The sequence below is a fragment of the Bombilactobacillus mellis genome (assembly GCF_000967245.1).
Lineage (GTDB): Bacteria > Bacillota > Bacilli > Lactobacillales > Lactobacillaceae > Bombilactobacillus > Bombilactobacillus mellis.
The window spans coordinates 719,654-735,591 of record NZ_KQ033877.1 but is presented as its reverse complement, the minus strand read 5'-3'; the positions used below and the strand labels follow the sequence as shown (position 1 = coordinate 735,591).

Genomic DNA, 15,938 nt, shown 5'->3' with positions numbered 1-15,938 from the left:
TTCCTCCCTTTAGCTGGAATTACCGTTAATCTCACGGAAGTAATCAAAAAGCCGTTTAGCTAGTTCTTTGCGTAAAGATGCAATCAAACCAATTAATTGTGAATACGGCATATTTGTCGGACCTAACAAAGCAATTAAACCCTTGCCATAATCACCCACACTATAACGAGCCGTAATCAAACTATAATTCTTTAAAATTTGTGGATCCAATTCATCACCTAATTGAACACTAATACTAGGTCCTTGATCGGTATCCAAATCATTTTGATCTAGCCCTAAAAGTCTAGTTAAATCACGATCACTATCAAATAATGAATAAAGATATTTTAAATTAGAGCTGTTGCGCACATCAATATAATTAAATAGATTTGATTTGCCATCCACGAAAAAGTGATCAGCCGAAACATTCGCAATAATTTCATCCAGCATTGATAAGAAACCATCCGGAGTTCTTAAATACTGGGAAACTAAATAAGGAAAATCAGTTTTCAGCCGTTGGGAAACTTTGGATAAAGTTTCTCCTACCAACTGATCATTAATGATTCTAACTACCGACTCAATTTGATCTCCGGGTAAATCAGCGGGAATTTTAAAAATCTGATTATAAACATCACCACTACTCGTGACAATAATCGCCATAATCTGCTGCTGACTTAAGGATACGATTCTAAAGCCAGTTAATTTTGTATTTTTACTTTCTGGACCTAAAGCAATCGCAGTATAACTTGTTAAAGTTGATAAAATCTTTGCGGATTGCTGAACAATCTCGTCAATTTTATTAAACTGGGGTTTGGAAAAGTCGGACTGAATTAATTCTGAAATTTGTTCAGAAACATTTATCGGCTCCAATAAGTTATCTAAATAATACCGATAACCCTTATCAGAAGGAACCCGTCCAGAAGAAAGATGAATTTTTTCAATTAATCCTGCTTTCTCCAAACTAGCCATATCATTCCGAATAGTAGCAGAACTAACATGCGTTGGCAAAACGTCCAATAACGCTTTAGAACCAATGGGCTGTCCCGTTTCAATATACTGTTGCACAATTGCTTTTAAAATCTGTGCTTGACGATCAGTTATCATAACAAATCACCTCGCTCTTAGCACTCAATATCTAGGAGTGCTAACAGTATAAAATATAGCAATCTATTAGCACTGTGTCAAGTTGATTGCTATTTTTTTTCAAAATATTTTCGCGTAGCTAGCTGATCTTGTTGTAATTGTGCAATTAATTGTTGTTTATTCGCAAACGCAATCTCACCCCGTAAATATTGCAGCCATTCTAAACGGACATTTTGGCCGTAAATATCTTGTTGAAAATTTAAAATATTGGCTTCCACCGTAACGGGATTTTGGCCCTGATTAAAGGTCAGATTACGCCCAATTTGCGTCATTGCCGGATACCAGCAATCATCGACTAAAATTCGTGTTACATAAACTCCCAAAGCGGGCAATAATTGGTCTGCAGCGACTGCCACATTGGCTGTGGGAAACCCCAAAGTTCGACCTATCGCTCGGCCATGCACCACCGGTCCGGAATTTTGATAATTATATCCTAAAAATAAATTGGCTTGGAAAATTTGGTGCTGTGCCAAATACTTTTTGACATTGGTTGAAGAAATTTTTTCACCAGCTAATTGTAGTTTAGGAATTTCCACTATGTCAAATCTATTAGCTGCTAAAATTTTTAATTGTTTCATAGTAGCAAGATCTTTAGGACCAAAGGTCCAGTCAAAACCGGCCACTAAAGTATCTAAATGTAAGGACATTAAGAATTTGTCGACAAACTCAGGCGGCGTTAATTGCGAAAACTCCCGATCAAATTGAGCAATATAAACAATATCAACTCCCAAGTTACGAAAAAGCTCTAATTTTCGCTTTGGAGCAGACAGATATTGATAATTTGCTCCTTTTTGGGGACCAAACACTACCGATGGATGCCGATCAAAGGTGAGAACTCCCGCTGGCAGGCCCTTGATGCGTGCCAAGCGAATTGCGGTTCCAATAACGTTTTGATGTCCCAAATGCAAACCATCAAAAAATCCGGCCGCTAAAATTAAAGGCTGGTGATTAATAATTTCCATTTGTTGTGGAAAAATTAATTTGCGCACTTTCATTAATTTTCACCTATCATTTTTTAATAGCATTAACTGTGGTACATATAAATTCTGCTGCCGTTGATAAATAGCCTTTAAAACTTTTTGGTAATATAAAGCCACTTGCGGTGCAGTTTCCTTGAGCTCTAAGAAACGTCCATTTTGCACATATTGCCATTGTTGAATATTTAAATCATAAGTAGGCAAGTTCGTAAAGACTTGACTTAAAGGTATTAAAAAATCCTGTTGCTGCTCGGCTATTTTTGCTTGAATTTGCTGTAAAGTAAAGGTTTCCTCTAAGTTAAAACCACCACCACTAACACGCGTTAACTGATTCATATGCGCCGGCACCTGCAATAATTCTCCCAATTGCACAGCTAAGGTCCGAATATAAGTTCCTTTAGAGCATTGTACCGTAAATTGCAGCACTTGCTCACCTTCAATAATGTGAAAGACGGGAGCCTGAGTTAATTCAAATTTATAAATATGCACCGTGCGCGTGGGTCGTTGGACTTCTTGTTGCGCTCTTGCATATTCATATAATCTTTTACCGTTAACTTTTACCGCTGAATACAGCGGGGGAGTTTGCTGTAAGGAACCCGTTAAGGCTTGCATTGCCTGTTTGATCTGCTGAGTAGTAAAGGGTTGAGATAAATGCTTTTGTGCTACCGTTTTTCCTGTAGCATCTTCGGTGGTAGTCGCCTTGCCCAAAGTAATTTGTCCGTGATAGGTTTTAGTTTGCCTCATCAAATAATTCACTAATTTAGTTGCTTGACCAACACAAATTACTAAAACTCCATCTACTTGTGGATCTAAAGTGCCGGTATGGCCAATTTTTCGTTCTTGTAGTATCTTACGTAATCGATAAACACAATCCGCACTGGTCATTCCACAAGGCTTATAGAGGGGAATAATGCCATTCAATATTTATTCCTCCGATTTTAATATAACTCTTAAAAATAATTCAACCCTTTAATTATAGCATAAATAATCCAGTAAAATAGCCGGTTTCCCGGCTATTGATCTTGCTCATGCAATTTATTTATTAATTCATCAATCCGTTCACCATAACGTACTGATTGATCTTGTTTAAAAAAGATCTCAGGTGTTTTATAAATCGATAGACGCTGTCCCAACTCATGGCGAATCAATCCCTTGGCCTTATCTAATCCTGCTTGAGCTTTCTGAGCATTACTAGCAGTTTCTGATAAGATACTAAAGTAAATTGTCGCCTGCTGTAAATCACCAGTAACATCTACTCCAGTGATAGTGACACCCTGAACCCGCGGATCGCGAACCCGCTTGAGTAAAATATCATTAACTTCGCGCTGAATTTCTTGTTCAACTCGACCTACGCGATATTTCATGGACAACCCTCCTATTCTACAGGAACTTCCTGCATAATATAAGTTTCAATTTGATCGTCAACTTTAATATCATTGTAGTTTTCAATCATTAAGCCGCATTCAAAGCCTTGCTTAACTTCTTTCACATCATCTTTAAAACGTTTAAGTGACGCTAATTTACCCTCATAAATCACAATACCGTCACGGATTAAACGCACTCCGCTTTCACGTTGAATCAAACCAGAATCAACAATGCACCCAGCTATGGTTCCTAATTTTGATACCTTATAAGTTTGCCGGACAGTTAAGTTACCAGTAATTTTTTCTTTATAAACCGGTTCTAATAAGCCTTTCATCGCTGATTCAATTTCATCAATAGCATTATAGATAACATTATGCAAGCGAATATCAACATTTTCTTCATCAGCCTGAATTTTGGCCTGATTAGTCGGACGCACATTAAATCCAATAATGATCGCATGACTAGCCGAAGCTAAAGTAACATCAGTTTCTGTAATTGCTCCGGCAGCAGCATGAATAATATTAACGCGGACACCTTCAACATCAATCTTTTCCAAACTATTACGCAGGGCTTCCACTGACCCTTGAACGTCAGCCTTAATAATAACGTCAACCTTTTTCATATCCTGCTGTTTCATAGTGTCGAATAAATTATCCAAAGTAACGGCATTAGTCCGCTTGCGCTCTTGAATTTGCGCTTGTTTAGCCCGTTCTTCACCAGCTGAGCGCGCTAATTTTTCGGTAGCAAATACCACAAACTTATCTGCCGATTGCGGCACATCGTTTAAACCGGTAATCATAACTGGCTGTGACGGCCGAGCTTCTTTAATGCGGCGGCCCCGATCATCTGTCATGACCCGGACACGACCAAAGGTATTACCGACAACGATCGGATCTCCCTTATGCAAAGTACCCTGTTGAACCAACAAACTGGCCACTGGACCTCTGCCTTTATCTAACCGAGCCTCAATTACAGTACCAACTGCCTTTTGTTGCGGATTAGCTTTTAATTCAAGAACATCAGCTTCTAACAGAATCATTTGTAATAAATCATCAATTCCGGTACCTTGTTTAGCAGAGATATTAACAAAAATTGTATCACCGCCGTAATCTTCCGGAATCAAGTCATATTGCATTAATTCTTCGGTAACATGTTGCGGATTAGCATCTGGTTTATCAATTTTATTAATGGCCACAATAATTGGATCGTTAGCTGCTTTGGCATGGTTAATGGCCTCAATAGTCTGGGGCATAACGCCATCGTCTGCAGCAACTACTAAGACAACTATGTCCGTAATGTCAGCTCCACGAGCCCGCATATTTGAAAAGGCCGCATGACCCGGAGTATCCAAAAATGTAATCAGCCGATCATCCAAACGTACTTGATAAGCACCAATATGCTGCGTAATCCCACCCGCTTCATCAGCAGTAACATGAGTATGACGTAAACGATCTAATAAGGTGGTTTTGCCGTGATCAACGTGACCCATAATTGTTACTACTGGGGGACGTTGTGTCAGATTATCAGTATTATTTACTTCCTCTTCAAAGAAAGTATCCAAGTCTGTAATATCTTCTTCTACTTTTTCTTGAGCTTCAATACCATAATCTGTAGCTAAAAGTTCAATGGTATCTTTGTCCAGGGATTGATTTTGATTGACCATAATTCCCAGCATAAAGAGTTTTTTAACAATTTCTGCCGGCTCTCGGTGTAAGATTTTGCCTAAATCCTGCGCATTCATACCAACACTATATTCCAAAACTTCTGGTAAAGGCCGTTCTTTACGCTGTGGCACTTGTTTTTTCGGTTGAGCAGCCTGCTGTTTGCGTAATTTCTTCTTATTTTTATGCTTTGGACGATTCTTATAATTATTAAATTCATTTTTACGGCGGTTATTAGTGAATTCATGTTGCCGCTTCTTATTATCAGTTGTTTGCGTCTCTTTCGTATTAGAAGCAGTAGCGGCCGCTACTGGTGCAGCTGGAGCCGGTTTGGCGGCAGCTTTGGGCTGAGATTTAATAGCTTGCTGTTTATTTTTGACAGGTTGATGCTTACTTCTTTGTGAAGTAGTCGCCTGCCCTTGCGGTTTAGCATGTGCACGTTGTTTGTTAACTGCCGGCTTGGCCGGTTTTTGCCGATCCTTTTCGATTTGTTCTACTGAAGCTTGTGCATTTTGTTTATATTGAGCCAAATGTTTCCGGCCCGCACTTGCACGATTGATCATTTGTGAGCGATGATCATTAACCCGGTTCGAATTGACATTGTTGTTATTACGCCGCCGCCGATTGTTATTATTGTTATTATTAGAATGATTATTATTGTTGCGATTGGAACGACGATTAGTCTGGTTGCTTTGGTTAGAATGATTTTCAGCGTTCACTTTTTTCTTTTCAGTTCTCCGAATTGCAGTTACTTTGATTTTGGTTTTCGTTGCCTTATTGTTTGGGGAAGCAGTTGGTGCCGTTTTTGCTGCCTTTTTCACTGGCTGTTGGCCCTTAACAATATGTGTTAATTGTGCTTCTTGCTGGTCTGATAAAACCGACATATGTGACAAAACCTCAATTTTATTTTTTTGTGCTAAGTCTACTAGCTTTTTGCTGGGAATTGCTAATTCCTTAGCTAATTCATATACACGCTTTTTTCCCATAAATTCACGCTCCTTAATTAATCATCGTTAACTCCTTAAATCTTTTAGCAAATCCTTGATCGGTAATCGCAATTGTTTTGCGCAAACGTCCAATAGCTTGGCTTAATTCAGCTTGTGAAAAATCAGTAGTAAAACTTACCTGATATTGGTCTAAGATAGACGTTATTTTCTTTAAAAAAGTGGTACTTAAATCACTCGCTAAAAAAACAAATTCCACTTGTCGTTGCTTTAAAGATTTTAATACTAAATCCTGTCCGCTGATCACACAATGAGCTTTATAAGCCAAACCTAATAAATTTAATATTTGCTGTTTATTCAATGTTTTTTCCCTAATTCTCCAAAGAGGTCTAAACGCGCCTTTTGGTGATCTACATAATCATACAACTGCTGGTAAAACTCAGCCGATAATTCTGTTTCTAAAACCCGCTCCAGCGTTTTGTTAGCTGCTGCTTGTTTAACCGCCGCCGGATCTAAACCCACATAAGCTCCTCGTCCCGGCTTTTTACCTGTGGGATCTAAAGCAACTTCGCCTTCTTTATTTTTCACAATTCTAACTAATAAGCGTTTAGGTTCCATTTCATTGGTTAGGATATTTTTACGCATCGGAACTTTTCTTTTTTTCAAGTCCACCACCACCTTTTAATTAACAGTGCCATTATTCTTGTTCATCATCCGGTAATTGTAAATCAGGATCCTGATTTAATTCAGCATCATTATCACTATCGTCAGCGGCTGTTGCATTATCATCATCAACAAATTCCACATCAGATTCAGGTTTAATATCGATTCGAAAACCGGTCAATTTGGCAGCCAAACGTGCATTTTGTCCTTTTTTACCAATTGCTAAAGATAAATGATAATCAGGAACAATTACAATACAGGACTTAGGATTGGTTTCATCGTCAAACTGAACTGCAATTACTTCTGCAGGATTTAAAGCATTCGCAATAAAATCTGAGGGATCTTCTTCATATTTTACAACATCGATATTTTCTCCATGGAGTTCATCAACTACCGCCTGCACCCGTTGACCACGCGGTCCGACAGTCGTTCCTACTGGATCAACATCAGGATTGACTGATTTCACAGCAATTTTGGTGCGATCACCGGCTTCTCGGGCAATGGAAACAATTTCTACAGTTCCATCATAAATTTCCGGGACTTCTTGTTCAAATAATCTTTTTACTAAGCCGGCATTAGTGCGCGAAACAAAAATCTGAGGACCTTTAGTTGTGTTTTCTACTTTCGACACATAAACTTTGAGACGATCCTGTGGCCGGTAAACTTCTCCCGGCATTTGATCGGCTCGTCCCATCACAGCTTCGACACGACCAAAATTGATGTACACAAAGCGGTTATCACTTCTTTGCACAACTCCTTGAATTATTTCATCCTGATACTGACTATATTCATCATAAATGTTATTGCGTTCGGCTTCACGGACTCTTTGCATTACTACTTGTTTAGCAGTTTGTGCCGCAATACGGCCAAAGTTGCTTGGGGTTACTTCAAAATTAATATGATCACCCAGCTCATAACCTTTATTAATATGTTCCGCATCTTCTAAACTGATTTCTAAACGCTCATCAGCTACTTCAGGCACTACTTCTTTGACGGTATAGACATGAAAGTCCCCCGTATGTTCATTAAAACTAACATCTACATTTTGTGCTTGCCCAAAATTACGTTTATAAGCAGAAACTAATGCGGCTTCCATAGCTTCAATAATAACATTTTTGTCGATGCCTTTTTCTTTCTCTAATGCTGATAATGCATCAACTAATTCTTTACTCATTTCCTTGTTATCCCCTATCTTTTAAAATTCGATTGCTAACCGCATTGCAGCAATATTTTTTCGTGCTAATTCAATTTCTGAAAATTTATTATTTTGATGTTGGCGCAAGCGCAAATATTGTGAATCATAATCGAGCAACACACCTTCAAAAATCTTCTGCTGTTGCTGTTTTTGATATAAACTAACATGAATATATTTGCCTACTGCCCTTTGCAAATCTTGTTCGGTTTTTAAGGGACGCTCAGCTCCCGGCGATGAGACTTCCAAAAAATAAGCATTAGGAATTAAATCTGGAGCCTGTTCGTCGAGTTTATCACTTAATTCTTGGTTAAAGAGAGCACATTCTTCAATATCAATGCCAGCTGGCTTGTCAATGTAGAGACGTAAATACCAATTGGCGCCTTCTTTAACATATTCGATATCAACTAAATAAAAACCATGCTTTTCTAAAAGTGGCTGTGCCATTTGCTGGATTTTTGCTGTTATTGATTGCAACTTATCACTCCTTTATTAAAAATCAACGCGGTTTCACTATTTTACCAGTACGGCTAATTCAATAAAAAGAGTGAGCATTCCTGCTCACTCGTCATGTAAAATCAACTTATAAAGTATTATATAACTTACAGCCTAATTTTTCAAGAATTTAAACAGGCAGCCTTTTCTCAGAACCACTTTTTCTGCCTTAAAATAAGGATAATTGATTTTCATCAGGTAATTGGTCAATTACATGATTTTGTGTCAAATATTCAATAATTGTTTTCGAAACTTTACCCCGCTTTGATAAATCCTCTTTGGACAAAAACGGTTGTTCTTCTCGGGCAGCCACAATTTGTTTAGCCACACTCAAGCCCAAACTCGGGACAGCTATAAAAGGTGCTAGTAAAGTATGCTCATCCAAAATTTGGAAATTAGTCGCATCCGACTTTTCAAGATCAACCATTTTAATCGTGATACCGCGTGCCAAACATTCATTAGCTACTTCTAAAACCGTCAAAAGATTTTTATCTTTAGCACTGGCATCCATACCTTGGTCTTGGATGGCTTTCATAGAAGCTTCAACAGCGTTTTTGCCCTGTGACATGGCCTGTAAATCAAAAATATCACACCGGACAGAAAAATAAGCACAATAATAAATGATCGGAAAATGCACTTTGAAATAGGCAATCCGTAACGCCATAATAATATAAGCTGTGGCATGGGCCTTCGGAAACATATATTTTATTTTTAGACAGGAATCAATATACCAATCCGGTACATTCTTATTAGCCCGCATCTCATCCTGCCATTCATCAGGAATACCGCGACCCTTGCGGACATGCTCCATAATCTGAAAAGATAGTTGCGGTTCCATGCCCCAATGAATTAGATCCATCATAATATTATCCCGACAGCCAATAACATCCTTTAAAGAAACTATTCCTTGGCGGATATATTCTTCAGCATTGCCTAACCAGACATCAGTTCCGTGAGATAAACCGGAAATTTGTAATAATTCCGCAAAAGTGGTCGGATGAGTTTCCTCCAGCATTCCCCGCACAAACTTGGTACCAAATTCGGGAATACCCAAAGTCCCCATCTTTGAATCAATTTCTTCCGGTGTAACTCCCAAAGATTCTGTTCCTGAAAATAATTGCATTACCCCCGGATCATCCGTAGGAATAGTTTGCGGATCAATACCTGAAAGATCCTGCAACATCCGAATCATGGTGGGATCATCATGTCCTAGAATATCCAATTTCAAAATATTGTCATGAATAGAATGAAAATCAAAATGCGTAGTTTTCCAGGCTGCACTTTGATCATCTGCCGGATATTGAATCGGCGTAAAATCATAGATATCCATATCCTCAGGAACAACAATAATTCCGGCAGGATGTTGACCTGTAGTGCGTTTAACTCCGGTAGCTCCGGCAGCTAGTCGATCTTTTTCTGCTCCGCGAAATCTTTGATCAGTTAATTCTTCATAATTGCTGACATACCCATAAGCAGTGCGATCTGCTACTGTTCCAATGGTTCCGGCACGAAAGACATGATCCTCACCAAATAAAACCTTCGTATAATTATGGGCAATGGGTTGATAATCTCCGGAAAAGTTTAAATCAATATCGGGAACTTTATCGCCTTTAAAGCCTAAAAAGGTTTCAAAAGGAATATCTTGACCGTCTTTTTTAAGAGAAGTACCACATTTTGGACAAGCTTTATCCGGCAAATCGAACCCGGAACCCACTTCACCGTTGGTAAAAAATTGGGTATAGTGACATTGAGGGCAACGATAATGCGGCGGCAAGGGGTTAACTTCCGTAATCCCTGTCATGGTCGCAACTAGACTGGAACCGACGGAACCACGTGATCCTACCAAATAGCCATCTTTATTACTTTTATGCACTAAACGCTGAGCAATAATATAAATAACAGCAAAACCATTCCCAATAATACTTTTTAATTCTTTTTCCAGTCGTTCCTGTACAATTGTTGGCAAGGGATCACCATACATTTGTTGGGCTTTTTGATAAGTTAAATCTTGGATTTCCTGTTCAGCGCCGGGCATCTTCGGAGTATACAACCGATCTTTAACTGGCGTAATATCATCGTCAATCCAATCAGCTACTATATGAGTATTATCAACAACAACTTTTTGTGCTTCTTTTTCGTCTAACCAGTCAAAAGCTTTGAGCATTTCTGTTGTTGTTTTAAAATTTGCCAAAGGTAATTTTTGTCGGGCGAGCGGATTACTTTTCACAGCTTTAACAATAATATCACGATAAATCGCATCCTTAGCCGCAATATAATGCACATCACCAGTAGCAACTACCGGTTTGTCTAAATCTTTTCCCAACTTAATAATATTAGATAAGATTTCATGCAAAGCATTTTCATCGGCAATCAAATTTGAATCTAATAAGGGTTGATAAATATCCGGTGGCATAACTTCCAAATAGTCATAGTATTGCGCCTTTTGATAAGCTTCGTCATAACCTTTTTGCATCATTGCCGTAAAAACTTCTCCGGAACTGCAAGCAGAACCGATGATAATTCCCTCACGATACTTATTTAAAATATTGCGCGGAACTCGCGGGGTACGATAATAATATTCAGTCATTGATAAGGAAACAATTTTGAACAAGTTTTTCAAACCGGCCTGTGTTTGTGCCAATAAGGTGGCATGATAAGGACGGGCTTGTTTATAAGCTTCCGGACCACCTAAGTGATCATTTAGTTGCTGAACATTTTCCGTTTGAAAACGAGCCTGCATTTCTGCTAATAATTTATATAATAAATACCCCGTGGTTAAAGCATCAGAATTAGCCCGATGGTGATGTTCCAAGTTGATAGAATATCTTTTGGCCAGACTATCCAATTTATGGTTGCGATATTCAGAATGTAAAGTGCGCGACATTTCTAAAGTATCAATGACCGGAACAGTAACCGGAGGTTGTTTTTGCCGACGTAAGGCAGTATTTAAAAAGCCAACATCAAAAGTTACATTATGCCCCACTAAGATGTCATCACCGACAAATTTTTGAAATTTGGCTAAAGCCTCCGCCTCAGTATTGCTGCCCTGAACCATTTCATCAGTAATCGAGGTTAAATTAATTGTTGTTGCCGATAAGGGATGACCCGGGTCAATAAATTCATCAAAATTTGCAACCACTTTACCATTTTTCATTTTGGTTGCCGCTAATTCGATAATTGAGTCATAGACTGCTGATAACCCGGTTGTTTCGACATCAAAAATAACATACTCAGCCGAACTCAAATCTTGATCACGTAAATTATAGGCAATCGGCTGCCCTTCATCTACTAAATTAATTTCTACACCGTAAATAATCTTCACGCCGTATTTTTGTCCAGCACTATGTGCTTCCGGAAAAGCCTGAGCGGTAGAATGATCGGTAATCGCAATAGCAGGTTGTCCCCATTGGGCTGCCTGTTGAACTAGATCAGTAGTCGAGCTGACTGCATCCATTTGACTCATATTAGTATGCACATGTAACTCAATTCTTTTTTGCGGTGCCTGATCTTGGCGGCCAATTTTTTTAATGATATTAAGATCATAAGCATTAACGGTTAAATCTCGGGAATAGGTATCTTCTTGCACTGATCCTCGAGCTTTAATCCAGACGCCTTCATGAAATTCTGCAAAAACATCAGGGGAATCGTTAGGTTTAGAGAATTTTTTAATTACAAATGAAGAGGTATAATCCGTTGCTTCTATAATTAATAATTGCCGACTATTTTTTAATTGTCGCACTTCTGATTTAAAAATATAGCCTTGAATAACGACTGACTGTTGCTCTTCGGTAATCTCTTTCATTGAAGTTACGCTTTGCTGTGCATCAATCTTTTTCCCGATAATTTGCGGAACTGCATTAGTATTAGCGGCAGGTGATTGATTCTGTTTTTGCGCGACAGACAAAGCTAATTGCTGTTGTTGTTCAGCCTGTTTTTTACGTAACTCCTCAATTTGAGATTGGGACTGCGAATGATCAATAATTACTTTAATATGAAAAGGCGCAAAACCCAGTTCCTGATAACAATTCTCGATGGCGGTTAGATAATTTTGATTCAAATAATCCCGTAAAACATCATTATCTACACATAAAATAACCTGCTGGCCTTGTAATTTTGGTGCCTGCTGCAAAGACAATTCCTTCATTACCGAAGAATTAGGATTGGTTTGATTCATTACATAGGGCCAGTAAGCCGATAATAATTTTTGGTCAAAATGAGCGTCCTGTGTCACAATTCGAAAATCAACAGCTTGAATATCGGTAAAACTATTCTGCAAATGTTGCGCCAAAGTTTGTAAATCCTTAATCGGCAAAATCTGAGCAAATTCCAAAATAAAAGTCCAACGCTGCGATTCAGTGTGGACTTGCACTTTTTGAATTTTTGCGGTCTGAAATAAGGCAGTTGAACAAAGATCATCTGGCAATTCTAGTTGTTGGACAAGGGTTTGAAATAACTTTTGCTGTTGAGAATTAGACAAGTAATCACCCCAATTATGATATATAATTTTTTAATAAAATATTAATTGTATCCACCAAATCATTCTGAGCCACTTCAATTGCTTCACTTTGATTACGTAATTTAACTTCTACAATGTTATCGGCAGCTTTTTTACCAATAACAATGCGGACCGGAATCCCTAATAAATCAGATTCAGCAAATTTGACCCCCGGACGCTGTTTACGATCATCAACTAAGACCGAAAAGCCTTCTTTTATTAACTGTTGTTCTACTGTTTTTGCCAGACTAGTTTGTTCTGCTTTTTTGGTATTAACAATGACAATATGAGCCTGATAAGGCGCTACTTCCAACGGCCAAATCATTCCTTTTTCATCGTTATGCTGCTCTACAATTGCCGATAATAATCGACTAATACCAATACCATAACAACCCATAATAATCGGTTGCGGCCGTCCAGCTTCATCCAAGAATTCAGCTTGAAAACTTTGAGAATATTTGGTTCCCAACTTGAAAACATGACCAATTTCAATACCACGAGTAAATTGGAGTGTCCCTTTATCATCAGGTGAAATTTCTCCTGCTTTAACGGTGCGGATGTCAGCAAATTGATCTACTTGATAATCTCGATCAATATTAGCATTTTGCACTTGTTGATCCTTATGATTACCACCAGTAGTAGCATTGCACAAATTTTGAACAGATAAATCAGCAATGATCGGCAGTTTAACTGATAAATGAACCGGACCGATAAAACCGGGACTACTCTGAAATTTTTCGGAAATTTCAGCATCTGTAGCTGGACGTAATTCATTAACCTCCAGTAAATTCTTTAATTTCACTTCATTAATATCATAATCACCACGAATAAGAGCCAGGACTGGTTTATCATCAGCCATAAAAGCTACATTCTTAATGATTTTTTGCGGTGCTACTTGCAAATGCTGCACTAAAGCCTCTATCGTATTAACTCCCGGAGCAGCAACTTCTTGCAGAGGCGCTAATTTTTCGGTAGGATTGTCCGCAATAATGCTCGTTGCCATTTCCAAATTAGCGGCATAATCACTCATATCAGAATAAACAATCGTATCTTCACCAATATCGGCAATTGCAGAAAATTCCCGCGAACTATTGCCGCCCATATCGCCTGAATCGCCTAAAATAACCCGATAATCTAAGCCGCAACGATCAAAAATATTATGATAGGCTTGTTCCATTTGATCAAAAATTTTATCGAGGTCATCACTGTTAGCAGTAAAAGAATACCCATCATACATAATGAACTCACGCCCGCGCAATAAACCATAGCGTGGACGGTCTTCATCGCGATATTTTGTTTGAATTTGATAAAGAACTTTCGGCATCATTTTATAGGAATTTAAAACATTTTTGACTAAATAAGTCATCGTCTCTTCATGTGTTGGTCCTAAAATAAAATCACGCTGATGTCGATCCTGTAATTTAAAAAGATTGTCACCATAGGTCTGATAACGACCACTTTCCTGCCATAATTCTGCGGGCAAAATTGCCGGCATTAAGGACTCCACGGCGTCAATTTTATCCATTTCTTCGCGGACAATCCGTTCCACATTTTGAATTACCCGTAACGCTAAAGGCAAATAAGCATAAACCCCAGCGGCAATCTGGCGAATAAAGCCAGCCCGCAACATTAATTGATGACTAACAGCCTCCGCATCAGTGGGTACTTCTTTTAAAGTTGGAATTAAGACTTGTGATTGTCTCATAGCAGCTACTCCTCCTCTTACTTTCGTTTAATTAATAAAAAACCGCATAATATCATTCCAAGTAACAGCAATCATCAAGCCCACTAAAAAGGCCATCCCAATCATCGTAATAACAATTTCCGTTTTTTGTGATACTGGTTTTCGTCTAATTGCTTCAATAATATTTAATAATAGCTTACCACCATCTAAGGCTGGAATTGGTAATAAATTCATAATTCCTAAATTAATTGACAGCCAGGCAATAAAGACAATAACTTGTTTATATCCCATTGCCGCAACTTGGGAAGTTTCAGAATAAATGGCCACTGGTCCGCCTAATTGGTTAATATTAAAACCGCCGCTCACCATCTGCTTCAGTGCATTAAAAATAATTACCATCGAGCCGAAAGCTGAATCGACCCCCGATTTTAAAGTCGGCCAAAAATGATGATCTCTGGCAGGCATAATCCCAATTTGGCCAATTGTTTCCTTTCCACTTTTTACTGCTCGGGGACGTAAAGTCACCTGCTGTACTTGCCGATTTTGTTTTTTAACTATCAGTTTGGTTGATTTATTAGGATTTTTGGCAATTTCCTGCGCTAACTGATCCCAATTTTTAATTTTTTGTTGATTTACCTGCATAATTTGATCCCCAGCTTGCAGATTAACCTGTGCTGCCGGTGAATGCGGCTGAATTTCACCCAATTTATTCCCTGAGCTTAAAGGACCGCCAATTAAAAAAGCACTAATAATATAAACAATAATTCCAAAAACCAAATTATTAAAAGGACCCGCCAAATTAGTCAAAAACCGATTCAGTAAACTAGCGGAATTAAATTGCACATCAACAGGAGCAATCTGCATTTCCGTACCGGTTTCATCAATAATTGTCGCATCATGATCAACAGCATAACGTCGCAAAATTTGTTCGTCCCCGTTGACATAACCTTCAATAAACAGATCTTTTTGTAAATCACTGCTGGCAACTTGTAAAGGTATTAAATCAGAGTTATTGGCTTTTTGTGAATTATCAATTTGAATCACTTGTTCTTGTTCATTTAATTGTAAACCAACAATTGTCCCCGGTTTCAGTTCTTCATCATCATCTTCTGCACCAGCTAACATGACATAGCCGCCGAGAGGCAGTAAACGAATCGTGTACAAGGTATGATTCTTGGTATAGGAAACCAATTTGGGACCCATACCGATCGAAAACTGCCGCACTAAGATGCCGGATCTTTTTGCCCAATAATAATGACCAAATTCATGCACAATAACAATTAATCCAAAAACGATAATAAATGTAATTATGGCTATCACTAGTTTACCTCCAAAGTTTT

General features: G+C 38.4%; 12 protein-coding genes. All 12 read right to left on the bottom strand.

Annotated elements, in window-relative coordinates:
* Window positions 1-9 precede the first annotated feature (9 nt).
* Window positions 10-1,083 (bottom strand): heat-inducible transcriptional repressor HrcA, encoded by a 1,074-nt coding sequence (gene hrcA, locus JG29_RS03630; RefSeq protein ID WP_045922536.1) that lies wholly within the window; start codon window positions 1,081-1,083, stop codon window positions 10-12.
* Window positions 1,084-1,172: 89 nt separating this feature from the next.
* On the bottom strand, window positions 1,173-2,117 hold the full coding sequence (ribF, locus tag JG29_RS03625; RefSeq protein ID WP_045922535.1) for a riboflavin biosynthesis protein RibF: 945 nt from the start codon (window positions 2,115-2,117) through the stop codon (window positions 1,173-1,175).
* A 6-nt stretch (window positions 2,118-2,123) separates the two neighbouring features.
* On the bottom strand, window positions 2,124-3,020 hold the full coding sequence (gene truB / locus JG29_RS03620) for a tRNA pseudouridine(55) synthase TruB (RefSeq protein ID WP_045922534.1): 897 nt from the start codon (window positions 3,018-3,020) through the stop codon (window positions 2,124-2,126).
* 92 nt (window positions 3,021-3,112) lie between these two features.
* Window positions 3,113-3,463, bottom strand: coding sequence for a 30S ribosome-binding factor RbfA (rbfA, locus tag JG29_RS03615; protein WP_045922533.1), 351 nt, complete (start codon window positions 3,461-3,463; stop codon window positions 3,113-3,115).
* Between the two features lie 11 nt (window positions 3,464-3,474).
* A complete protein-coding gene (infB, locus tag JG29_RS03610) occupies window positions 3,475-6,111 on the bottom strand; it encodes a translation initiation factor IF-2 (protein ID WP_045922532.1) in 2,637 nt (878 codons plus the stop codon).
* 13 nt (window positions 6,112-6,124) lie between these two features.
* On the bottom strand, window positions 6,125-6,430 hold the full coding sequence (locus JG29_RS03605) for a ribosomal L7Ae/L30e/S12e/Gadd45 family protein (RefSeq protein ID WP_045922531.1): 306 nt from the start codon (window positions 6,428-6,430) through the stop codon (window positions 6,125-6,127).
* A complete protein-coding gene (gene rnpM, locus JG29_RS03600) occupies window positions 6,427-6,735 on the bottom strand; it encodes an RNase P modulator RnpM (protein WP_045922530.1) in 309 nt (102 codons plus the stop codon). Before rnpM ends, JG29_RS03605 begins: the two co-directional genes overlap by 4 nt.
* 31 nt (window positions 6,736-6,766) lie before the next feature.
* Window positions 6,767-7,906: a transcription termination factor NusA gene (gene nusA, locus JG29_RS03595; RefSeq protein WP_045922529.1), complete on the bottom strand. Its 1,140-nt coding sequence runs from the start codon at window positions 7,904-7,906 to the stop codon at window positions 6,767-6,769.
* Between the two features lie 21 nt (window positions 7,907-7,927).
* Window positions 7,928-8,401 (bottom strand): ribosome maturation factor RimP, encoded by a 474-nt coding sequence (gene rimP / locus JG29_RS03590; protein ID WP_045922528.1) that lies wholly within the window; start codon window positions 8,399-8,401, stop codon window positions 7,928-7,930.
* Between the two features lie 187 nt (window positions 8,402-8,588).
* On the bottom strand, window positions 8,589-12,896 hold the full coding sequence (locus JG29_RS03585) for a PolC-type DNA polymerase III (RefSeq protein WP_045922527.1): 4,308 nt from the start codon (window positions 12,894-12,896) through the stop codon (window positions 8,589-8,591).
* A gap of 13 nt (window positions 12,897-12,909) precedes the next feature.
* Window positions 12,910-14,619, bottom strand: coding sequence for a proline--tRNA ligase (locus JG29_RS03580; protein WP_045922526.1), 1,710 nt, complete (start codon window positions 14,617-14,619; stop codon window positions 12,910-12,912).
* Between the two features lie 27 nt (window positions 14,620-14,646).
* Window positions 14,647-15,918, bottom strand: coding sequence for an RIP metalloprotease RseP (rseP, locus tag JG29_RS03575; protein ID WP_045922525.1), 1,272 nt, complete (start codon window positions 15,916-15,918; stop codon window positions 14,647-14,649).
* Window positions 15,919-15,938 lie beyond the last annotated feature (20 nt).